This window comes from Streptomyces sp. V4I8, from assembly GCF_041261225.1.
Lineage (GTDB): Bacteria > Actinomycetota > Actinomycetes > Streptomycetales > Streptomycetaceae > Streptomyces.
This window is the reverse complement of the sequence record NZ_JBGCCN010000001.1, coordinates 7774389-7795624: the sequence shown is the minus strand read 5'-3', so window position 1 is coordinate 7795624 and position 21236 is coordinate 7774389. Positions and strand designations below refer to the sequence as shown.

Annotated in this window: 19 protein-coding genes; 14 read left to right on the top strand and 5 right to left on the bottom strand. The window is 70.0% G+C overall.

Going from position 1 to position 21236, the window contains the following annotated elements:
- Positions 1–26: 26 nt before the first annotated feature.
- Positions 27–1433 carry an FAD-dependent oxidoreductase gene (locus ABIE67_RS35450; RefSeq protein ID WP_370265578.1) on the top strand — a complete coding sequence of 469 codons (1407 nt, stop codon included), beginning with the start codon at positions 27–29 and terminating at the stop codon, positions 1431–1433.
- 98 nt (positions 1434–1531) lie between these two features.
- Here ABIE67_RS35450 and ABIE67_RS35445 read toward each other — a convergent pair whose 3' ends face one another.
- Positions 1532–1867, bottom strand: coding sequence for a hypothetical protein (locus ABIE67_RS35445; protein WP_370265577.1), 336 nt, complete (start codon positions 1865–1867; stop codon positions 1532–1534).
- Between the two features lie 125 nt (positions 1868–1992).
- On the opposite strand from ABIE67_RS35445, the gene ABIE67_RS35440 reads away from it, so the two are divergent.
- The gene (locus ABIE67_RS35440) at positions 1993–2817 is read left to right on the top strand and encodes a rhomboid family intramembrane serine protease (RefSeq protein ID WP_370265575.1); all 825 of its coding nucleotides are present in this window, start codon (positions 1993–1995) and stop codon (positions 2815–2817) included.
- 6 nt (positions 2818–2823) lie between these two features.
- On the opposite strand, the gene hemE is transcribed toward ABIE67_RS35440, so the two are convergent.
- The gene (gene hemE, locus ABIE67_RS35435) at positions 2824–3879 is read right to left on the bottom strand and encodes a uroporphyrinogen decarboxylase (RefSeq protein WP_370265574.1); all 1056 of its coding nucleotides are present in this window, start codon (positions 3877–3879) and stop codon (positions 2824–2826) included.
- Between the two features lie 104 nt (positions 3880–3983).
- On the opposite strand from hemE, the gene ABIE67_RS35430 reads away from it, so the two are divergent.
- From ABIE67_RS35430 to ABIE67_RS35395, 8 genes are all read left to right on the top strand, one after another.
- Complete coding sequence (locus ABIE67_RS35430) at positions 3984–4661, top strand: DUF3000 domain-containing protein (protein ID WP_370265572.1); 678 nt, start codon at positions 3984–3986, stop codon at positions 4659–4661.
- 228 nt (positions 4662–4889) lie between these two features.
- Positions 4890–5552: a response regulator transcription factor gene (locus tag ABIE67_RS35425; protein ID WP_003997051.1), complete on the top strand. Its 663-nt coding sequence runs from the start codon at positions 4890–4892 to the stop codon at positions 5550–5552.
- A 372-nt stretch (positions 5553–5924) separates the two neighbouring features.
- A complete protein-coding gene (locus ABIE67_RS35420) occupies positions 5925–6245 on the top strand; it encodes a DUF4333 domain-containing protein (RefSeq protein ID WP_370265569.1) in 321 nt (106 codons plus the stop codon).
- A gap of 128 nt (positions 6246–6373) precedes the next feature.
- Positions 6374–7081, top strand: coding sequence for a hypothetical protein (locus ABIE67_RS35415; RefSeq protein WP_370265568.1), 708 nt, complete (start codon positions 6374–6376; stop codon positions 7079–7081).
- Between the two features lie 177 nt (positions 7082–7258).
- A complete protein-coding gene (locus tag ABIE67_RS35410; protein ID WP_370265566.1) occupies positions 7259–7570 on the top strand; it encodes a WXG100 family type VII secretion target in 312 nt (103 codons plus the stop codon).
- Between the two features lie 10 nt (positions 7571–7580).
- Positions 7581–8780 carry a putative T7SS-secreted protein gene (locus ABIE67_RS35405; protein ID WP_370265564.1) on the top strand — a complete coding sequence of 400 codons (1200 nt, stop codon included), beginning with the start codon at positions 7581–7583 and terminating at the stop codon, positions 8778–8780.
- A gap of 112 nt (positions 8781–8892) precedes the next feature.
- Positions 8893–9426: a hypothetical protein gene (locus ABIE67_RS35400; protein ID WP_370265562.1), complete on the top strand. Its 534-nt coding sequence runs from the start codon at positions 8893–8895 to the stop codon at positions 9424–9426.
- A gap of 238 nt (positions 9427–9664) precedes the next feature.
- Positions 9665–10954 carry an HRDC domain-containing protein gene (locus tag ABIE67_RS35395; protein WP_370265560.1) on the top strand — a complete coding sequence of 430 codons (1290 nt, stop codon included), beginning with the start codon at positions 9665–9667 and terminating at the stop codon, positions 10952–10954.
- A gap of 11 nt (positions 10955–10965) precedes the next feature.
- On the opposite strand, the gene ABIE67_RS35390 is transcribed toward ABIE67_RS35395, so the two are convergent.
- The 3 genes from ABIE67_RS35390 to ABIE67_RS35380 are packed head-to-tail and all read right to left on the bottom strand — an operon-like array spanning position 10966 to position 14056.
- Complete coding sequence (locus ABIE67_RS35390; RefSeq protein ID WP_370265558.1) at positions 10966–11796, bottom strand: carbohydrate ABC transporter permease; 831 nt, start codon at positions 11794–11796, stop codon at positions 10966–10968.
- A complete protein-coding gene (locus ABIE67_RS35385; protein WP_370265557.1) occupies positions 11793–12746 on the bottom strand; it encodes a carbohydrate ABC transporter permease in 954 nt (317 codons plus the stop codon). Before ABIE67_RS35385 ends, ABIE67_RS35390 begins: the two co-directional genes overlap by 4 nt.
- The gene (locus ABIE67_RS35380; protein WP_370265555.1) at positions 12746–14056 is read right to left on the bottom strand and encodes an ABC transporter substrate-binding protein; all 1311 of its coding nucleotides are present in this window, start codon (positions 14054–14056) and stop codon (positions 12746–12748) included. Before ABIE67_RS35380 ends, ABIE67_RS35385 begins: the two co-directional genes overlap by 1 nt.
- Positions 14057–14206: 150 nt before the next feature.
- On the opposite strand from ABIE67_RS35380, the gene ABIE67_RS35375 reads away from it, so the two are divergent.
- The 4 genes from ABIE67_RS35375 to ABIE67_RS35360 all read left to right on the top strand — a co-directional run bounded on the left by ABIE67_RS35375 (position 14207) and on the right by ABIE67_RS35360 (position 21191).
- Positions 14207–16576, top strand: coding sequence for a glycoside hydrolase family 2 protein (locus ABIE67_RS35375; RefSeq protein ID WP_370265554.1), 2370 nt, complete (start codon positions 14207–14209; stop codon positions 16574–16576).
- Positions 16573–17607, top strand: coding sequence for a LacI family DNA-binding transcriptional regulator (locus ABIE67_RS35370; protein ID WP_370265552.1), 1035 nt, complete (start codon positions 16573–16575; stop codon positions 17605–17607). The genes ABIE67_RS35375 and ABIE67_RS35370 overlap by 4 nt, the downstream gene beginning before the upstream one ends.
- A gap of 237 nt (positions 17608–17844) precedes the next feature.
- Positions 17845–19065, top strand: coding sequence for an acetyl-CoA C-acyltransferase (locus ABIE67_RS35365; RefSeq protein ID WP_370265550.1), 1221 nt, complete (start codon positions 17845–17847; stop codon positions 19063–19065).
- Positions 19062–21191, top strand: a complete 2130-nt coding sequence (locus ABIE67_RS35360; RefSeq protein WP_370265548.1) for a 3-hydroxyacyl-CoA dehydrogenase NAD-binding domain-containing protein — start codon at positions 19062–19064, stop codon at positions 21189–21191. The genes ABIE67_RS35365 and ABIE67_RS35360 overlap by 4 nt, the downstream gene beginning before the upstream one ends.
- The last annotated feature ends 45 nt before the right edge of the window (positions 21192–21236 follow it).

Here is a 21236-nt window from a genome sequence, read left to right as displayed (position 1 = left end):
ATGCCCGGCGCTCGTAGCGTGTTCGCATGAACATGAGCGCTGCGAGGGAAGTGTCGGGTCCGCGGGAGCGGCTGGTCGTGATCGGCGGGGACGCCGCGGGGATGTCCGCGGCGTCGCAGGCCCGCCGCCTCAGGAGCGCCGGGGAGCTGGAGATCGTGGCGTTCGAACGCGGCCACTTCACCTCCTTCTCGGCCTGCGGCATCCCGTACTGGGTGGGCGGCGACGTCGACGACCGCGACCAGCTGATCGCCCGTACGGCCGAGGAGCACCGCGCGCGGGACATCGACCTGCGCATGCGGACGGAGGTCACGGAGATCGACGTGGCCGGCGGCCGGGTACGCGCGCGTGACGTCGATTCCGGCGACGAGTACTGGACGTCGTACGACAAGCTCGTGATCGCGACCGGCGCCCGCCCGATCCGCCCCGACATGCCCGGCGCCGACGCCCCCGGCGTACACGGCGTGCAGACCCTCGACGACGGCCAGGCCCTCATCGACACGCTGACACGCACGCGTGGCCGCCGCGCGGTGGTGGTCGGCGCCGGCTACATCGGCGTCGAGATGGCCGAGGCGCTCATCAACCGCGGCTACGAGGTGACGGTCGTCAACCGTGGCAGCGAGCCCATGTCGACGCTCGATGCGGACATGGGCCGTCTGGTCCACGAGGCCATGGAGGGCCTCGGCATCACCATGGTCAACGACGCCGAGGTCACCAAGATCCTCACCGGCGAGGACGGCCGGGTCCGGGCCGTGGCCACGGAGGACGCCGAACACCCGGCGGACGTGGTCGTCCTGGGCATCGGCGTCCGCCCGGAAACGACCCTCGCGCGGGCCGCCGGCCTCCCCCTCGGCAGCCACGGCGGCCTGCTCACCGACCTGGCCATGCGGGTACGCGGCCACGAGAACATCTGGGCGGGCGGCGACTGCGTGGAGGTCCTCGACCTCGTCTCCGGCCAGGAACGCCACATCGCCCTCGGCACCCACGCCAACAAACACGGCCAGGTGATCGGCACGAACGCCGCCGGCGGCTACGCCACCTTCCCCGGCGTCGTCGGCACCGCCGTCAGCAAGGTCTGCGACCTGGAGATCGCCCGCACGGGCCTGCGCGAGAAGGACGCCCGCAGGGCGGGCCTGAAGTACGTCACGGCCACGATCGAGTCGACGAGCCGCGCGGGCTACTACCCGAACGCCTCCGCCATGACGGTCAAGATGCTCGCCGAACGCCGCACCGGCCGCCTGCTGGGCGTACAGATCGTCGGGCGGGAGGGCGCGGGCAAGAGGGTCGACATCGCGGCGGTGGCACTGACGGCGGGGATGACGGTGGAGCAGATGGTGTCCCTGGACCTGGGTTACGCACCCCCGTTCTCACCGGTGTGGGACCCGGTGCTGGTGGCGGCCCGCAAGGCGGCAAAAGCGGTACAGCAGCCCACCTAAGGGGCGCGGGGCTGTATCGATGTGCGGCTACCGCCGTGTGGGCGCGACCAGCCACAACGCACCCCGCACCCGCCGAATCACCCACACCCCCGCGGCGCCTAGGCGGATCCGTTGATCCTCTCAATCGCCTGCCGAGCCTGCTCAGCCGGCGGCCGCGAGGGCAGCGAAGACACCGACGCACTCACACTCGGCGGCATCGCGGCGGCCGCAGCCGGCTGCTCTCCCGCCGGCTTCGCATGCGCGGCCCCCCGCGCGGAGCGCAACCGATGACTGACGGCCTCGTCCAACGTCACCGGCCGCTGCATCTGCGCAGCGAGCCGCCCCGCCTCCTGACCCAGCCGGGCCACGTCTTCCCACGGCAGCCGCACCACCACGGAGAGCTCGGCCTCCCCGTCCGGCAACGCGTGCATGGGTGGAGTAACTCGGTCGTTCATCGCCTGTTCCTCACGTAGACCCCGCGACCCGCCTTCCCCGTGCCACGGGCGGTTGAGAACAGATACGCGCGCCCGAACGACGGCGTTCACCGGTTCGCCGGACGTATCCCGGGCAGAAGACCCTCGTGGTCATCCCCGTCCATGACGTGAACCCGGTGCGCCGCACCCCCTGGGTGACATACGCACTGATCGCCGCGAACGTCCTCGTCTTCCTGTCCACGCCCGGCACCGCCGGCTCCGTGGCCGGTGAGAGCAGCCTGTCCCAGCTGTGTCATCTGCACGCGTTCCTGGACCACTACGCGGCGGTACCAAGGGAGTTGATCCACGATCAGCTGCCGGGCGTGGTCCCCACGGGCGATGTCGCCGTGGGCCCGCAGGGGCACCCGGGGTGTGTGGTCGGCCCGCCGGACTACGACAAGTCCCCGGCGCTGTCGGTGTTCACCGCCCTGTTCCTGCACGGCGGTTGGCTGCACCTGCTGGGCAACATGCTCTTCCTGCTGATCTTCGGCAACAACATCGAGGACCGCATGGGCCACGTGCGGTACTTCCTCTTCTACGTCGTCTGCGGCTACGCGGCGTCGTACGGCTTCGCGTTCCTCAACGACGACTCGGCCGACCCGCTGATCGGCGCCTCCGGGGCGATCGCGGGCGTACTCGGCGCCTATCTCGTGCTGTATCCGAAGGCCAGGGTGTGGGTCCTCGTCCCGTTCCTGGTCTTCCTGCCGCTGCGATTGCCGGCCTGGCTGGTGCTGGGCTTCTGGTTCGTGCTGCAGGCGGTGTACTCGAACGGCGAGGGTGTCTCCGACGCGGGCACCGTGGCGTACGCGGCGCACATCGTGGGCTTCCTGGCCGGGATGGCGCTCGCCTGGCCGCTCAAGCCGGGAACACCGCCGCCACCGGAGCCGGGCGGCCTGCTGTTCGGCAGGCGGGCGCGGCCCCACACGTGGTGAGCGCCGCTACCGTGCCGTCCGGGTGTGGACGTACTCGACGAGCCGGGTCAGCGCGTCCGGGTCGGTGGACGGCATGACGCCGTGGCCGAGGTTGAAGACGTGGCCCTCCAGGCCCGCCGCCGCGTCGAGGACCTCGCGGGTCTTGGCCTCGACCGCCTCGGGGGTGGTGAACAGGATGGTCGGGTCGAGGTTGCCCTGGAGCGCCTTGCCCGGGCCCACGCGGCGGGCGGCCTCGTCGAGCGGGACGCGCCAGTCGACGCCGACGACGTCCGCGCCGGCCTCGCCCATGAGCTTCAGGAGCTCGCCGGTGCCGACGCCGAAGTGGATGCGCGGGACGCCGTAGCCCTCGACCGCCCGGAAGACCTTCGCCGAGGCGGGCATCACCGAGCGGCGGTAGTCGGCGGGCGCGAGGGAGCCGACCCAGGAGTCGAAGAGCTGGACCGCGGAGGCGCCGGCCTCGATCTGCACCTTGAGGAAGGCGGCCGTGATGTCGGCGAGGCGGTCGAGCAGGTCGGCCCAGAGCTCCGGGTCGCCGTACATCATCGCCTTGGAGTTCTCGTACGTGCGGGACGGACCGCCCTCGACGAGGTAACTCGCGAGGGTGAAAGGCGCGCCGGCGAATCCGATGAGCGGGGTGGTGCCGAGCTCGCGGGTGAGCAGACCGATGGCCTCGGTGACGTACGAGACGTCCTCGGGGGTCAGGTCCCGCAGCTGTGCCAGGTCGGCGCGGGTGCGGATCGGGCGCTCGACGACCGGGCCGACGCCGGGCTTGATGTCGAGGTCGATACCGATCGCCTTGAGGGGCACGACGATGTCGCTGAAGTAGATCGCCGCGTCCACGTTGTGCCTGCGCACGGGCTGGAGGGTGATCTCGGTGACCAGCTCGGGCCGCATGCAGGACTCGAGCATCGGGATGCCCTCGCGCACCTTGCGGTACTCCGGCAGGGAGCGCCCGGCCTGCCGCATGAACCACACCGGCGTGTGCGGCACGGGTTCGCGCCTGCACGCCTTGAGGAAAGCGGAGTCGTACGTGGCGGACGGCGGCGTCTGGTTGGCACTCACGGGGGCAAGTCTCGCACGGCCGCATCGGGCCCGGCGCCGGGGTTGACGTGTTGTCCGGGTGTCTCTCCCTGCACGAAGCCCCCGTTCCCCTTAATCTTCCCGGCATGGCTGCGGCTCAGGAACGACTGTCGGACGGTACTGGCGGGATGGACGACGCGAAGGACACCGGGGAGGCGGACCGCAACGCGAAGAATACGGCTCCGCCGGCGTTCCGTGCGGCGGTCGACGCGCTGCGCGGCAGTCGGTTGCGGCCGCAGATCGAGGTCGAGCAGACCAAGGCGCCCCAGCGGCTCGCTCCGTACGCGTACGCGCTGGAGGCCGCCGTCGTCGACGGCGACCAGGACCTGGCCGACGGCCGGCTGGTGCTGTTGCACGACCCGGCGGGCCACGACGCCTGGCGGGGCTCCTTCCGGCTGGTGACCCTGGTGCGCGCGGAGCTGGAGCCGGAGATGGCCGTCGATCCGCTGCTGCCCGACGTGTGCTGGTCCTGGCTGACCGGTGCGCTCCAGGCGCGCGGGCTGTCGTACGGCGAGCCGAGCGGCACCGTCACGCGGGCGAGCTCCCACTACTTCGGCGGCCTGGCGGAGCGCCCGGCGGCCTCGCAGATCGAGATCCGCGCCTCCTGGACCCCGCGCGAGGGCCTGGGCGGCGTCCCGGACACCGCGGCCCATCTGGCGTCCTGGTGCGATCTGCTGGCCCAGGTCGCGGGTCTGCCCCCGGCGGGTCCGGGCGACGCCTCGGTGGTGACGCTGCCGCAGCGCCGCGACCCGCAGTCCCGGTAACCGTTCGTCACGCGACGGCCACTCGCTTGACCGTCACTTTGTCGATACGGCCACTTTCGGTCAGGAATCAGTCCATGATCGAACCGTTTTACTCGCCGAACGATCGACCACGCGTCCGAATTGCCCCGATTGTTACTCACTAAATCGTGATCTTTCCCTAAAGGGCCAGAGGTTTGGTGCCGAAGACGACTGTGACCTTGAAAGCCGTCCCCGCACCCAGGAGGCCTGGTGTCCGTTCTCCTCGAGCAGCCCGCAAGCCTGGTCGCCTACCGCCCGAACAAGCCGACCGCCATGGTGGTCGTGGCCGATCCCCGCGTCCGCTCCACCGTCACCCGCCACCTCTGGGCGCTCGGTGTGCGCGATGTCATCGAGGCCTCGTCCATCGCGGAGGCTCGTCCCCGCATCGGCAACCCCCGCGACATCTGTGTCGCCGACGTCCACCTGCCCGACGGCTCCGGCCTCACCCTCCTGTCGGAGACCCGCGCCGCGGGCTGGCCGAACGGCCTCGCCCTGTCCGCCGCCGACGACATCGGCGCCGTGCGCAACGCCCTCGCCGGTGGCGTGAAGGGTTACGTCGTCACCGGCACCCGCACCAACGTCGGGCTCCCCACCCGGCCCGGTGCCGCTCCCATCGGCGCTGCCGCCGCCCGTATGCACCGTCGCCACCCGGGTGCCCCGAGCCACCCGGGCGGCTACCGCGAGCTGTCCGGTCGCGAGGTCGAGGTGCTGCGGCTGGTGGCGGAGGGCCAGTCGAACAAGGCGATCGGCGTCTCGATGGGCCTGTCCGCACTGACCGTCAAGAGCCACCTCGCCCGCATCGCCCGCAAGCTCGGCACCGGTGACCGCGCCGGCATGGTCGCCGTGGCCCTGCGGACGGGAATCATCCACTGACCCCTCATCGCCCACTGCCCCTAATCACCCACTGCACTTGATCACCCACTGACCCTTGATCATTCCCCGACGTGAACGGGATCGGCCGCTGATCCCGCCCACATCCCCCCTCTGTCGTGGACCGGATCCTTCACCTGGCTGACTGGTTTGCGACCCTCAGGCGCCCGCCGACGGAACGTTCCGTCGGCGGGCGCTGTCCATGTACGGCACCCGGAACGGCCCGCCCGGGACGGAGGCAGGTGAAGATCACTCGCGGGCGGGAGCAGGAGGATGTGAAGATCCACCAGGCGGGCAACCGGGGCTGGTAGAAGTCGCACTGCCGAGCGTCACCTTCCGACCCTCACAGCCTTCCCGCCCCGAACGGAGCCCGTAATGCGCAAGTCCTCCTCTTCCTTGGCCTCGTGGGGCCTCGCCGCCGCAGCCGCCGCTGCGCTGCTGGTGGGCTGCTCGTCGGAGGCCAAGCTGTCCAAGGACGAGGTGGCGAACTCGGTGGCCGAGAAGCTCGCCGCGCAGACGGGGCAGCCGAAGCCGGACGTCACCTGCCCCGAGGACCTCGTGGGCAAGGTCGGCACCTCGTTGCGCTGCGAGCTCACCGCGACCGACGGCACCAGCTTCGGCGTGACCGTCAAGGTCACCTCCGTCGAGGACAGCACGATCCGCTACGACATCAAGGTCGATGAGACCGCCTCCTGAGCCGGACCGGGCCGCGCCCGCTGGACCGTTCCGGCGGGCGCGGGGGAAATGTGTGACAGCGAGGTGCGGATTGTGATGGAGCGCCGGGGGGGCGGGCGCGCAGAGGGGCCTCGGGGGATGCTGGCTCCATGAGTGGAGCGGAAGCAGTCCTGATTGTGGTGTGGTGTTGTGCCCTCACGGCACTCGTCGTGTGGGTCAACCGGCGCAAGGCCCGCAAGAAGCGTGAGGCCGAAGAGGCGTACGCGCGGCTGCGGTCGTTCGCCGAGAGCCGCGGGTGGACTTACGAGGAGGGCGTGCCGAGCCTCGTCGACGCGTACCAGGGGGCCGAGCCGCTCCCGGTCAAGGCCAGCGGCGTCATGGGGGACAACGTCGTCAGCGGCACGTACCGCGGATTCGGCTTCCGCGCCTTCGAGTACCGCTATTACAACAGCGACATCGACTCGGAGACGACGCAGGTCATCGTCCACTCCGTCTGGGCCCTGAACCTGGGCGTGGAGGTTCCGGACCTGCGCGTCTACCGCGACGGCTGGTTCGACACCCTCTTGCGGGGACGGGCCATGGAGCTGGGAATCCCGCAGCTCGACGACGACTTCCACATCGTCTCCCGCGACGAGGAGCGTGCCCGGGCAGTGGTGCTCGGCGGCCTGGCGGAGTTCCTCACGTCCGACCCTCGGGCCTTGGAGATGCCGCTCCGCCTCCACGACGGCCAGCTGATCACCTCGCGTGCGCAGACCAAGCTGAGCAGTGAGACGTTCGACGAGCCCCTTGAGTATCTCGTCGACGCCGTCGGCCACTTGGGAGTGCTGTCACCCGCCCGGCCTCCGCAGGCGCCGTAACGGCAGCCGTCCCGAGGCGCGCGATGCGGTCGCGCCATGAAGCTTCCCGGTAGGAATCGTGGTGAGGACAAGGGCCGGTTTTGCTGCGTCTTTGTCTGTGAGAGACCCTTTCGACGTTCTCAACAATCAGGGTGCGGCCGTGAGTTCGCACCCGCTCGGACGTAGAGGGGGGAGCGGATGGGCCAGTTCGATGTGGAGCCGTCCGAACTGCGGTCGGCTGCCAAGAAGATCAAGGACTCCGTGGGCAGGAGCGACAAGGTGAAGCTCGATGAACTCGGGGACGCCGGCGGCGACTTCGGCCACGGAGACGCGGCCAAGGAGTTCGGGCAGCTGATGGCCACCTGGATGGAGGCCATCAAGAGCCCGATGAAGGAGGACGGGGAGAACTCGGCCGCCAAGCTGGACGAGAACGCCGCCTCCTACGAGCGCTCCGAGCGGGAGTCCCAGAACCACTTCACCGGGCCCGCGGTCGCCGGCCCGAGCTACTGACGGGGAAGCAATGGCGGCACAACTCGGCTCCACCCAGGACCCGCGCGAACTCATCCCGGGCAACCCGTCGAAGCTCACAGGCGACGCGGACAAGCTCGACGGCCATGCGAAGACCCTCGACAGCATCGGGGACGAACTCAGCTCCGTCCGTATTCCCAGCTGGCACGGACAGGCCAGTGACGCCTTCTGGGAGGACTTCTCCGGCCAGAAGAACAAGTGGTACCGCGGCTCGGACTCGCTCGGCGCGGCCGCAAGAGCACTGCGGGACTACGCCAGAGCCCTCACTTGGGCCCAGGGGCAGGCGGAAGAGGCCATCCGGCTGTACGAGGGGGGCGACGAGAGCGGCGGCGAGCAGCTGCTCGCCTCAGCGCGCGCCCATGTCCAGTCGGAGGGCGACGCGGCGGCCGCGAAGTTCAAGGCGCAGGGCGGTGAGGGCGACAACGCGCCCGACTGGCTCTTCTGGGCCTCGGAAGCGGCGCAGGACAACACAGGCGCTACGTCCAAGCAGCTCTTCGAGTTGGAACGGGCACGCGACCCACGGACCATCGGGGCCTGGGGCGACCACAAGAACATGACGCAGGCGGAGCGGGAAGCGCTGCGCGAGGGCAAGGGACCAGGCATCACCGTGGCCGGCCCGTCCGTGACCACCGACGCCAAGGTGTGGGGCGCCGAGGCCAAGGGCCGCGGTGAGTTCGCGGGCGGCGAGGTCTCCGGCAAGGCCGGTGTCAGCCTCCTCGGCGTCGATGCCTCCGCCGGGGTGGGCCTCGTGGACGGGAACGCCACCGCCCAGGCATCCGGCAAGGCCTACCTCGCCCAGGCCTCGGCCGAGGGCAAGTACGGGGTCGGTTACTTCGAGGCCTCCGGCAAGGGCGAGGCGTACGTGGGCGCCGAGGCCGGCGTCAAGGGCTCCATCGGCACGGACGGCGTCCACGTCGGCGGCGAGGCCTTCGCCGGTGCCAAGGCCACCGCGGAGGGACACGCCTCCGTCGCCGGGGTCGGCGTCGGTGGCACGGCGGAGGCGTGGGCCGGGGCCGGCGCCGAGGCCCACTTCGACGCCGGCATGAAGGACGGCAAGATCGTCATCGGCGGCGACCTGGGCGTCGGTCTCGGCGTCGGCGGCAAGCTCGGCGGCCAGATCGAGATCGACCCGGGCAAGGTCACCGACGCGGCCGGCGACGCGGTCGACGCGATCGGGGACTGGTTCGACTGACCCGCTGCGGGGAACCCCGCCGGAGGCTCCCCGCCGTCCCCTCTCCCCTGCCGCCCCCTTCCCCCTCGCTTCCCGTACCGTCGGAACCCGTATCGCAAGGAGTTGATCCACCATGCCGGGCACACTTCCGGTCCCGCTCAACATCGAGCTCCCGCAGGGCTGGCAGTCGGCACCCCCGGAGGAGGTCGGCGCCCCGCACGCCGCCTTCGTCGCCCTGCACATGGCCTCCAAGGGCCAGGGCTTCGTGCCGAACATCACGGTCACCGGCCACACCCTCAATGGCTCGTCGAGCCTGCACGGCCTCGCCGAGGAGTCGGTGCGGGGGCTGCGCGAGAACGTCGGCGCCGTCGAGATCGTCAAGCGCACCGAGGTGGGTACCTCGCCGGCGCCGGGCCTCATCGACGCCCCCGGGATCGTGCAGAACCTGCGCATCCAGGCCACCGTCAACGGGCAGCCGATGGAGCTCGCGCAGAGTCAGTTCATCCTGCTGCTGGAGAACGAGCAGCGACGCGGTGAGCGCGCCGAGATCGAGATCGCGCTGACGGCGAGGACGAGCCAGCTCCAGGACGTCCTCGCGGACTTCCAGGCCTTCATCTCCACCCTCCGCCCGGCCACTCCCACCGCGGAGGGCCGGAGCCCGGCCTGACGCCCGGCCCCGGACCGACCGAGTCCCCTGCCTCGCCCCACCGGGCCGGCAGGGATCCTCGGGGTGGTGATGAGCTGCTTTCGGAGGATTTCGGTGATCTGCAGGGCACACCGAGGACACCCCTGGCCGAGAAGCACCGGTATGTCGTGAGCCACCACGCACCGTGTTTCCCCAGGTCAGCGCCAACGTGTCCAGAACGCGCAGGTCAGACGCCAGCCCTTGCAGATACCCTTGACATGTGACCGACGCCCAAGAGACCGCAGCAGACAGTTCACTGCGAACCACCGGAGGCGCCCCTCCGGACGACGGCGGATCTTCTGTTACGGAGGCGCCGATCCCTTTGCTGGAGCCCCGCGAGGGCATTCCGCCCGTGATCGCCGACGAGGCGGCGCTCGCCAAGGTGATCGCCGCCTTCTCCGCAGGCTCCGGCCCCGTCGCCGTCGACGCCGAACGCGCGTCCGGCTACCGCTACGGCCAGCGCGCCTATCTGGTGCAGCTGCGTCGCGAAGGCGCGGGATCCGCGCTGATCGATCCCGTCGCCTGCCCCGATCTGTCGGCGCTCGGCGAGGCGCTGTCCGGCGTGGAGTGGGTGCTGCACGCCGCCACCCAGGATCTGCCCTGTCTGCGCGAGATAGGCATGCTGCCGACCCGGTTGTTCGACACCGAGCTGGCCGGGCGGCTCGCCGGGTTCCCCAGAGTCGGCCTGGGCGCGATGGTCGAGAGCGTGCTCGGGTTCGTCCTGGAGAAGGGCCACTCGGCCGTCGACTGGTCGACCCGGCCGCTGCCCGAGCCCTGGCTGCGGTACGCGGCGCTGGACGTCGAGCTCCTCGTCGATCTGCGTGACGCTCTGGAGAAGGAGCTGGACCGGCAGGGGAAGCTGGAGTGGGCGCAGCAGGAGTTCGACGCGATCGCGTCCGCGCCGCCCGCCGAGCCGCGTAAGGATCCCTGGCGGCGTACGTCCGGGATGCACAAGGTGCGGCGGCGTCGGCAGCTGGGCGTGGTGCGGGAGCTGTGGCAGACACGGGACCGGATCGCCCAGAAGCGGGACGTGTCGCCGGGCAAGGTGCTGTCCGACGCGGCCATCGTGGAGGCCTCGCTCGCCCTGCCGGCGAATGTGCATGCGCTGGCCGCGCTCAATGGGTTCGGGCATCGGATGGGCAGGCGGCAGCTGGAGCAGTGGCAGGCTGCGGTGGATCGTGCGAAGGCCTTGAGCGAGTCGCAGTTGCCGGCGCCGGGGCAGCAGGTGACCGGGCCCCCGCCACCGCGCGCGTGGGCCGACAAGGACCCCGCCGCCGCGGCTCGGCTCTCTGCGGCTCGGGCCGCCGTCTCCGCGCTCGCCGAGCAGCTCAACATGCCTCAGGAGAACCTGATCACTCCGGATACCGTGCGGCGGGTCTGCTGGGAGCCGCCGAAGGTGGTCGACGCGGAGGCGGTTGCGGAGGTGTTGGCCGGTTATGGGGCTCGGCCTTGGCAGGTCGAGCAGGTCACGCCGGTGCTGGTGGCCGCGTTGTCCGCCGAGTCGCCGTAGGAGAAGGCTTCTCACCTGGTCGCGCCTCGCATGAAACCGTTGTAGATGAACCGTTGCAGCAGCAGGAAGACGATCAAGGTCGGCAGGATCACCAGCACCGCTCCTGCCGAGATCGTTTCCCAGTGGGCGCCGAAGGGGCCCTTGAAGCGGAACAGGGACGTCGAGATCACGCCAAGATCTTCCGAGGGCATGTAGAGGAACGGGATGTAGAAGTCGTTGTAGGTGGTGATGCCCTTGACGATCACCACCGTGGCGATCGCCGGCTTCAGCAGGGGGAAGATGATCCTTCGGTAGATCGTGAAGGCATGTGCGCCGTCCAGGCGGGCCGCCTCGTCCAGGGAGGTCGGGATGGAGCGGACGAACTGCAGGAAGATGTAGATCGAGACGATGTCCGTGCCCATGTAGAGGACGATCGGCGCCCAGAGGCTGTCGAACATGCCGAAGCTGTTGACGATCTGGAAGGTCGCCACCTGGGTCGTGACGCCGGGGACCAGCGCGGCGACCAGGAACAGGGCCACCACCAGCTTCTTGAAGCGGAACGTGAAGCGGTCGATGGCGTACGCCGTCATAGAGCCGATCAGGACCGTGCCGCCGATGGCGAAGACGAGGATGATCGCCGTGTTGGCGAAGGCCGAGAGCATCCGGCCGTCCTCGAACGCCGTCGCGTAGTTGCCGAAATTCAGCAGGTCGTCGGGGAGGGCCAGTGCTCCACTGTCGTCGGCCATCTCCTTCTCGGACTTGAGGGACGTCAGGACCACGGCTGCCAGAGGGAGCAGGACCACCACCGTCGCGGCGATCAGGGACAGGTACACCAGCGTGCGGGCCACTGCGCTGCGCGTCATGCGAGGTCCACCTTGTCGTCGGGGACGAGGCGCCGCTGCACCCAGGTCACGGCCAGGACGATGAGCAGCAGCACGACCGCGGCCGCCGAGGCGAGCCCCGTCTTGTTGAACTGGAAGGCCAGCTTCACGGTCTGGATCACGAAGGTCTCGGTGCCGGTCGCCCCGCCGGTCATGATGTAGGGGATCTCGAAGACCGAGAGCGAACCGGAGATCGAGAGGATCACCGTCAGGCTCAGGACCGGCTTGATGCCCGGCGCGATGATGTGGCGGAACTGGTGCCAGCGGTTCGCGCCGTCCAGTTCGGCCGCCTCGTACAGCTCCCCCGGGATCGACTGGATGGCGCCGAGGAAGAGGACGAAGTTCAGGCCCAGGTAACGCCAGACGGAGACGGCGGCGAGGGAGGTGTTCGCCGACTCCGGTGTGCCGAGCCAGGCGCGGTCCGTCTCCACGCCGAAGAGGCCGAGGACCGAGTCGAGGGTGCCGCCGTCCTGGAAGAAGTAGAGGAAGACGAAGCCGATCGCGACCCCGTTGACCAGGTACGGGAAGAACAGCACGCCCTTGAAGAAGTTCCGGAAGCGGACGTTGAAGCTCAGGATCGTGGCGAAGTAGAGGGCGGCGACTATCTGGAAGACGGAGGCGGCCAGGTAGTAGCCGCTGACCCAGAAGACCTCGAACAGGTCGGAGCGCGTGAACAGTTCGGCGTAGTTCTCCGCGCCCGTGTAGTGCAGCTCGGGGCTGACGCCGTCCCAGTCGGTGAAGCTGTACGCGACCATGTTGGCGATCGGCGCGTAGGTGAAGACGATCAGCAGGGCGAGCGGGCCGAGCAGGAAGAGCCAGGGGGTGGCCCCGCGCCACAGACGGGCTGTGCGCGGAGCGGGGGCCGGTTCGGGGGCGGCGCCGACCGGCCCCGCGGGGGCCTGGACGGCCGCCTTCTCGGTCGTGTCCGTCATCAGGACCCCAGGGACTGCTGGGTCTGGGTCCACTTCTCGCCGAGGTCGTTCAGGAAGTCGTCCAGGTCGCCCTTGGTCGCGCCGCGGGCGAGGTCGACGAGGTCCTGGCGGTAGTCGGGCTTGTAAATGCCGATCTCGGACTGGTTGTCGATGGACTTCACCACGGCGCCCTTGGTGTCGTCGAGGTCGAGGATCTTGACCCCCGCCTCCTCGTACGGCTTCATGACCGTGGGCAGCGGGGCGGACCTGAGCGGAGAGAGCGCGAGGTTGTCCGCCGCGTAGCCGGACTTGTCGGTGAACCAGTCGAGCCAGGCGCGGGCCGCCTCCTTGTGCTCGGAGTGGATGTTGACGGCCTGGTTGTAGTCGGGCTTCGCCACCGCGCAGAACGTGCCGTTCTTCTGGGCGGGGAAGGGCATGAACCCGATGTCGTCCGGATCGGCGCCGGCCTGCTTCGCCGCGCCCTGCATCTGGATGACCGCCCAGGAGCCGAGCCACATCGTGGCGATCTCGCCCTTCGCGATCCGGGGCTTGGACGCCTCCCAGTTGGTGGTCGTCGGGTCCTTCTCGACGAGGCCCTCGTGGACGATGTCGTACAGCAGCGTGTCGGCGGTCCGCAGGTCGGCGCCCTCGGCCCACGGGTCGCCCTCGGCGAGCCCGGTAGTGGCCTGCTCGTCGCAGCTGACCGAGCCGTTGGCATCCGTCCACTGGGTGAGCGGCCACATGTCCTTGAAGTTGGTGTAGTAAGGGATCGCGTCGGTCTTCGACTTGATCGCCTTCAGGTCGTCGAGGAACTCGGCCGGTCTGGTGGGCCAGTCGGTGACCCCGGCCTCGCTCCAGACCTTCTTGTTGTAGATGAAGCCGGGGACGGCACCGAGCGGACTCTGGCCGTAGACCTTGCCGTCCACGGTCGTGTAGTCGGTGAAGCGGTACGTCTTGCTCCGCTCGGCCTGGGTGCCCAGCGAGGCGAAGAACCTGGGGTAGTCCTTCTTCTCGATCACGGCGGGGATCATGAGGACGTCGCCGTAGTTCTCCGTGTTCATACGGATCCTGACTTCGCCCTCGTAGTCGGTGATGGCGTCGAACTCGACCTTCACCTGGGGATACGTCTTGTTGAACTCGGCGGCGTACTTCTTCATCGTCCCGTCCTGCACCAGGTCGGTGCGATGGGTGAGGACGGTGATGGTGCCGCTCACCTTCGACGGGTCGTCGGCCGCCTTGGCTTCGGCGCCCTTCGAGCTTCCTCCGGTGCCGGTGCACGCAGAGAGCAGCAGGGCACCCGAGGCCATGGCGAGGACTGTACGGCGGTTCATGTGCGTCAGCTCCGTTCTGGGGACGGACGAGCACGAGCGGGTTGGCTGGTTCCGAACTCTGACAACGTTTTCTTAACCGGTAAAGTCCGTATCTCGCCAACGATGCCAAATTCTGTCCCCGCACTGGGGTGGATCGGTTTAGGAGTGCGCATGCTTCAGGCCACACCGCTCACCGACGGATGGACCCTGCGGCACGAGGGGGCCGCGCTCCCCGCCTCCGTGCCGGGCTGTGTGCACACCGATCTGCTGGCGGCGGGGGTGATCCCGGATCCCTTCCTCGGGCGTGACGAGGCCGAGGTGGCGTGGGTGGGGCGGCGGGACTGGACCTATGAGACCGACCTGGCCGGCACGTCCCGTCATGAGCAGACCGACCTCGTCTTCGACGGGCTCGACACCGTCGCCGAGGTCATCCTGGACGGTCAACTCCTGGGCCGGGTACGGAACATGCACCGCTCGTACCGCTTCGACGTGACGGGGCTGAGCGGGCGCCTCTCGGTGCGTTTCGCCTCCGCGTACGCCGAGGCCGAGGCGGTGCGCGGCAAGCTGGGCGAGCGGCCCGCCGCCTATGCCGAGCCGTACCAGTACCTCCGCAAGATGGCCTGCTCCTTCGGCTGGGACTGGGGGCCCACCCTGGTGACGGCCGGGATCTGGCGGCCCGTGCGGATCGAGCGGTGGTCCACGGCCCGGATCGCGCGCGTGCGGCCCCTGGTGACCGTCGAAGAGGGCACCGGGCGGGTCGAGTTGACGGTCGACGTCGAGCGGACCCGGGTCGAGGCACCGCTCAGGCTGGAGGCCACGGTCGGCGGGGTGCGGGCGCGGGCCGAGATCGTGGGGACGGGCGGTGCCGTACGGCTGACCGTGCCGGACGTGGCACGGTGGTGGCCGCGGGGATACGGCGAACAGCCGCTGTACGACGTCGAGTTGACGCTGCTGCACGGCGACGACGCGCTGGACGTGTGGCGTCGGCGGATCGGCTTCCGGACCGTCGAGCTGGACCGCCGGCCCGACGCGCACGGCACCGGCTTCACCCTCGTCGTCAACGGCGAGCGGCTCTTCGCGCGGGGCGTCAACTGGATCCCGGACGACGTGTTCCCGTCCCGGGTGACCCGCGAGCGGTACCGCAAGCGGCTGGAGCAGGCAGCCGGCGCGGGCGTGGACCTCGTACGGATCTGGGGTGGCGGGATCTATGAGAGCGAGGACTTCTACGACGCCTGCGACGAGCTGGGGCTGCTGGTCTGGCAGGACTTCCCGTTCGCGTGCGCGGCCTATCCGGAGGAGCAGCCGCTGCGCGGGGAGGTGGAGGCCGAGGCGCGGGAGAACGTCGTACGGCTGATGCCGCATCCCTCGCTCGTGCTGTGGAACGGCAACAACGAGAACCTGTGGGGGTTCCGGGACTGGGAGTGGGAGCCGCGGCTGGCCGGGGAGTCCTGGGGCGAGGGGTACTACCTGGGCGTACTGCCGCGGGTGGTGGCCGAGTTGGATCCCACGCGGCCGTACACGGCGGGCAGTCCGTGGTCCGGGTCGTGGGACCACCACCCGAACGACCCCGCGCACGGCACGCACCACTCCTGGGAGGTGTGGAACCGGGAGGACTACGCCGACTACCGGCTGAGCGTGCCGCGTTTCGTGGCCGAGTTCGGCTGGCAGGCGCCGCCCGCGTACGCCACGCTGCGGCGCGCGCTGCCGGGTGAGTGGCTCGCGGCGGACTCCCCCGGCATGCTGCACCACCAGAAGGCGGACGACGGGAACGGGAAGCTGAGGCGGGGGCTGGAGCGCCATTTCGGCTTCCCTGAAGGGGACTTCGACCGCTGGCACTACCTCACCCAGGTCAACCAGGCGCGGGCCGTCGCGGCCGGGATCGAGCACTGGCGGTCGCACTGGCCGGTGTGCGCGGGCACGGTCGTATGGCAGCTGAACGACTGCTGGCCGGTGACGTCCTGGGCGGCGATCGACGGGGACGGGCGGGAGAAGCCGCTGTACCACGAGCTGCGGCGGCTGTACGCGGACCGGTTGCTGACGCTGCGGGGGCGGGGGCAGGGGCTGGAGTTGGCCGTCGTCAATCAGGCGGCGCGGGAGTGGAGCGGGGCGGTGCGGCTGCGGCGGATGTCCGTCGAGGGGGCGGTGGTCGGCGAGGTGAGCGTGGAGTTCGCCGCCGGAGGGCGGGCGGTGGCCCGGGTGGGTGTACCGAGGGAGGTGGAGCCGGCCGGGCCGAAGGAGTTCCTGGTCGCGGACGTGGACGGGTTGAGGGCCGTGCACTTTCCGGCTCCGGACCGCGAAGTGCCGTACCCCCGGCCGGAGTTCGACGTGGCGCTCGCGCCGGGCGGTGTCACGGTGACGGCCCGCACCGTCGTACGGGATCTGCTCCTCCAGGCCGACCGGCTGGATCCGGACGCGGTGGCCGACCGGGGGCTCGTCACACTGCTGCCCGGCGAAGAGGTGACCATCGGGGTGCACGGCTGGAGGACTCCTGACGCCGAGGCCGCACGATCGGCCCTGTACTGCATGGAGCCCAGCCGATGACGGCAACACCGGCCCCCCGCGTCACCATCAAGGACGTCGCCGCGCGGGCCGGTGTGTCCAAGGGGGCCGTGTCCCTCGCCTTCAACCACAAGCCGGGGCTGTCGGAGGCGACCCGGGACCGGATCTTCCGCGCTGCGCGGGAGCTGGGCTGGGCGCCCAACCTCACGGCGCGGACGCTGGCCGGGTCGCGGGTGGACGTGGTGGGTCTCGCGATCTGCCGGCCGGCCCGGCTGCTCGGCCTCGAACCCTTCTACATGGAGTTCATCTCGGGCGTGGAGAGCGTCCTGACCGAGCACTCCTGCTCGCTGCTGCTGCGGCTCGTGCGGACCGTGGAGGAGGAGACCGGGCTGCAGGAGTCGTGGTGGCGGGGGCGGCAGATCGGCGGGTCGATCCTGGTCGACTTCCGCGCGGACGACCCGCGCGTGGCGATGGCGGAGCGGCTCGGGATGCCGGTCGTCGCGGTCGGGCACCCGTCGCTGACGGGCGGGCTGACGTCGGTGTGGACCGACGACGCCACCGCCGTGACGGAGGCCGTGCGGTATCTGGCCGCGCTGGGGCATCGGCGGATCGCGCGGGTGGGCGGGGCGGCGGCCCTCGGGCACACGTCCATCCGTACGGCGGCGTTCGACGAGGCGGCGGGGGCGGTGGGGCTGGCCGGGGCGTGGCAGGTCGCGACGGACTTCTCCGGGGACGCGGGCGCACGAGCGACACGGTCCCTGCTCTCGGCCGCGCCGCCCGATCGACCGACGGCGATCGTCTACGACAACGACATCATGGCGGTGGCCGGGTTGTCGGTGGCGGCGGAGATGGGGCTGCGGGTGCCGGAGGACGTGTCGCTGCTGGCGTGGGACGACTCGCAGTTGTGCCGGCTGACGCACCCGACCTTGTCGGCGATGAGTCATGACGTGCACGGGTTCGGGGCGGAGGTGGCTCGGACGTTGTTCGGGGTGATCATGGGGGGTGGGCTGGGGTCGCATCCCGTGCCTACTCCAGTGCTGACTCCTCGGGGGTCCACAGCGCCGCCGCGGTGAGGTTTCGGGTGCGGCTGCGGGTGCGTTGCGGCTGGTCGCGCCCACGCCGCGGAGCCGCACATCGATGCAGGCCGCGCCCCTTGGCGGCGTCGCCCTCGGCCCCGTTCGAATGTGACCTTCGCCGCTCCCGCCTCCAGGACTGTGCAGCTACGTTACTCATAAGTAGCATGAGCCTGAGCGCGCGCTCAGCGCTTGCGCCGTGCAGCAGTGCCATCCCGCATCTGGAGGAGAGCCATCGTGCCTCGTACCGTCAGGGACGTCGTCTTCGTCGACGGCGTCCGCACCCCGTTCGGCAAGGCGGGCCCGAAGGGCATCTACCACGAGACCCGCGCCGACGACCTCGTCGTGAAGGCGATCCGGGAGCTGCTGCGCCGCAACCCCGGCCTCGACCCGAAGCAGATCGACGAGGTCGCCATCGCCGCGACCACGCAGATCGGTGACCAGGGCCTGACCCTCGGCCGTACCGCCGGCATCCTCGCCGGTCTGCCGCAGTCCGTGCCGGGCTACTCCATCGACCGCATGTGCGCCGGCGCGCTGACCGCCGTGACGTCCGTCGCCGGTTCGATCGCCTTCGGTGCCTACGACGCCGTCATCGCCGGTGGTGTCGAGCACATGGGCCGCCACCCGATGGGCGAGGGCGTGGACCCCAACCCGCGCTTCGTCAGCGAGAAGCTGGTCGACGAGTCGGCGCTGTTCATGGGCATGACCGCCGAGAACCTGCACGACCGCTACCCGCACATCACCAAGCAGCGCGCCGACGAGTACGCCGTGCGCTCGCAGGAGAAGGCCGCCAAGGCGTACGCCAACGGCAAGATCCAGCAGGACCTGGTGCCGATCTCCGTGCGCCGCACGAACGCCGAGGCCGGTGAGACGGGCTGGGGCCTGGTCACCGCCGACGAGCCGATGCGCCCCGGTACGACGCTGGAGAGCCTGGCCGGTCTGAAGACCCCGTTCCGCGTCCACGGCCGGGTCACCGCCGGTAACGCGGCCGGTCTGAACGACGGCGCCACCGCCTCGATCATCGCCTCCGAGGACTTCGCCCGCGAGAACAACCTCCCGGTGAAGATGCGCCTCGTCTCCTACGCCTTCGCGGGCGTCGAGCCGGAGGTCATGGGCTACGGCCCGATCCCGGCGACGGAGAAGGCCCTCGCCAAGGCGGGCCTGTCGATCGAGGACATCAACCTCTTCGAGGTCAACGAGGCCTTCGCCGTCCAGGTCCTGGCCTTCCTCGACCACTACGGCATCGCGGACGACGACGAGCGCGTCAACCAGTACGGCGGCGCGATCGCCTTCGGTCACCCGCTGGCCTCCTCGGGCGTGCGTCTCATGACGCAGCTGGCCCGCCAGTTCGAGGATCAGCCGAACGTCCGCTACGGCCTGACCACCATGTGCGTCGGCTTCGGCATGGGCGCGACGGTCATCTGGGAGAACCCGCACTTCGACGGAGGCAACAAGTGAGCACCACCGCTGAGCTCCTGAAGGGCGCGGCCGAGCTGTTCCCGGACGAGGTCGTCACCCAGGCGCACGTACGCCACCTCGACCTGCCGTTCGGCGCCGGGCGCTTCGCCCTGATCACGCTGGACAACGGCTTCGACCACACCAAGCCGACCACCTTCGGCCCGCAGTCGCTGGCGAACCTCGACACGGCCATCGACCAGGTCGAGGCCGAGGCCGCCGCCGGTGACATCGTCGGCGTCGGTATCACCGGCAAGCCGTTCATCTTCGCGGTCGGCGCCGACCTCAAGGGCGTCGAGCTGCTGAAGGAGCACAAGGACGCGCTCGCCATCGGCAAGGGCGGCCACGAGGTCTTCAAGCGCCTCGCCGGTATCGCGGTCCCGACCTTCGCGTACTACAACGGCGCCGCGATGGGCGGTGGCGTCGAGGTCGGTCTGCACTGCGAGTACCGGACCGTGTCGAAGGCCCTGCCGGCCTTCTCGCTCCCCGAGGTCTTCCTCGGCCTGGTCCCCGGCTGGGGCGGCTGCACGATCCTGCCGAACCTGATCGGTGCCGACAAGGCCGTCTCGGTGATCATCGAGAACAGCCTCAACCAGAACAAGCAGCTCAAGGGCCAGCAGGTCTTCGACCTGGGCATCGCCGACGCCATCTTCGAGGGCGCCGACTTCCTGGAGCAGTCGCTGATCTGGACCGCCCAGGTGCTGAAGGGCGACGTCGAGGTCGAGCGTCCGGTGATCGACCGCGGTGAGGCCTGGGACCAGGCCGTCGCCAAGGGCCGCTTCATCGCGGACTCCAAGGTGCACGGGGCCGCTCCGGCCGCCTACCGCGCCCTCGACATCATCGCCGCCGCCAAGAACGGCGACCTCCAGCAGGGCTACGACGCCGAGGACAAGGCCCTCGCCGACCTGATCATGGGTGGCGAACTGCGCTCCGGCATCTACGCCTTCAACCTGGTCCAGAAGCGCGGCAAGCGTCCGGCCGGTGCGCCGGACAAGAACCTGGCGCGTCCGGTCACCAAGGTCGGTGTCGTCGGCGCCGGTCTGATGGCCTCGCAGCTCGCCCTGCTCTTCCTGCGCCGCCTGGAGGTGCCGGTCGTGCTGACCGACATCGACCAGGAGCGCGTCGACAAGGGTGTGGGCTACGTCCACGCCGAGATCGAGAAGCTGCTCGGCAAGGGCCGTATCAACCAGGACAAGGCCAACCGCCTCAAGGCGCTGGTCAGCGGTGTCCTGGACAAGGCCGAGGGCTTCGCGGAGGCGGACTTCGTCATCGAGGCCGTCTTCGAGGAGATCGGCGTCAAGCAGCAGGTGTTCGCGGAGGTCGAGGCGGTCGCCCCGGCGCACGCCATCTTCGCGACGAACACCTCCTCGCTGTCGGTCTCCGAGATGGCGTCGAAGCTGAAGAACCCCGAGCGGGTCGTCGGCTTCCACTTCTTCAACCCGGTCGCGGTCCTGCCGCTGCTGGAGATCGTCCGCGGCGAGCAGACCGACGACGCCTCGCTGGCCACGGCCTTCGCCGTCGCCAAGAAGCTGAAGAAGACCGCGGTCCTCACCAAGGACGCCCCGGCGTTCGTCGTGAACCGCATCCTCACCCGCTTCATGGGCGAGATCCAGAACGTCATCGACGAGGGCACCTCGGTCGAGGTCGCCGAGAAGGCCGTCGAGCCGCTCGGTCTGCCGATGTCCCCGCTCGTGCTCCTGGAGCTGGTCGGTCCCGCGATCGGTCTGCATGTCTCGGAGACCCTCAACCGGGCCTTCCCGGACCGCTTCACGGTCTCCCCGAACCTCGCGGCCGTCGTCAAGGCGGGCAAGCGCGGCTTCTACGTCTACGACTCCGGCAAGCCGGAGCTGGACCCCGAGGTCGCCGCGCTGCTGAAGCAGGGCGATGTCGTCCTGACCGAGGAGCAGGTCCGTGACCGTGTCCTCGACGCCGTCGCCCAGGAGATCGGGCTCATGCTCGACGAGGGTGTCGTCGCCGAGGCCCAGGACATCGACCTCTGCCTGATCACGGGCGCCGGCTGGCCCTTCCACCTGGGCGGCATCACGCCGTACCTGGACCGCGAGGGTGTCTCCGAGCGCGTGAACGGCAAGAAGTTCCTGGCGCCGGGCGTGGCCAGCGTCCCCGCGTAAGCGCTCCGCTGTGAACGCCGGTGCCCCGCATGCCTACTTGGTGTG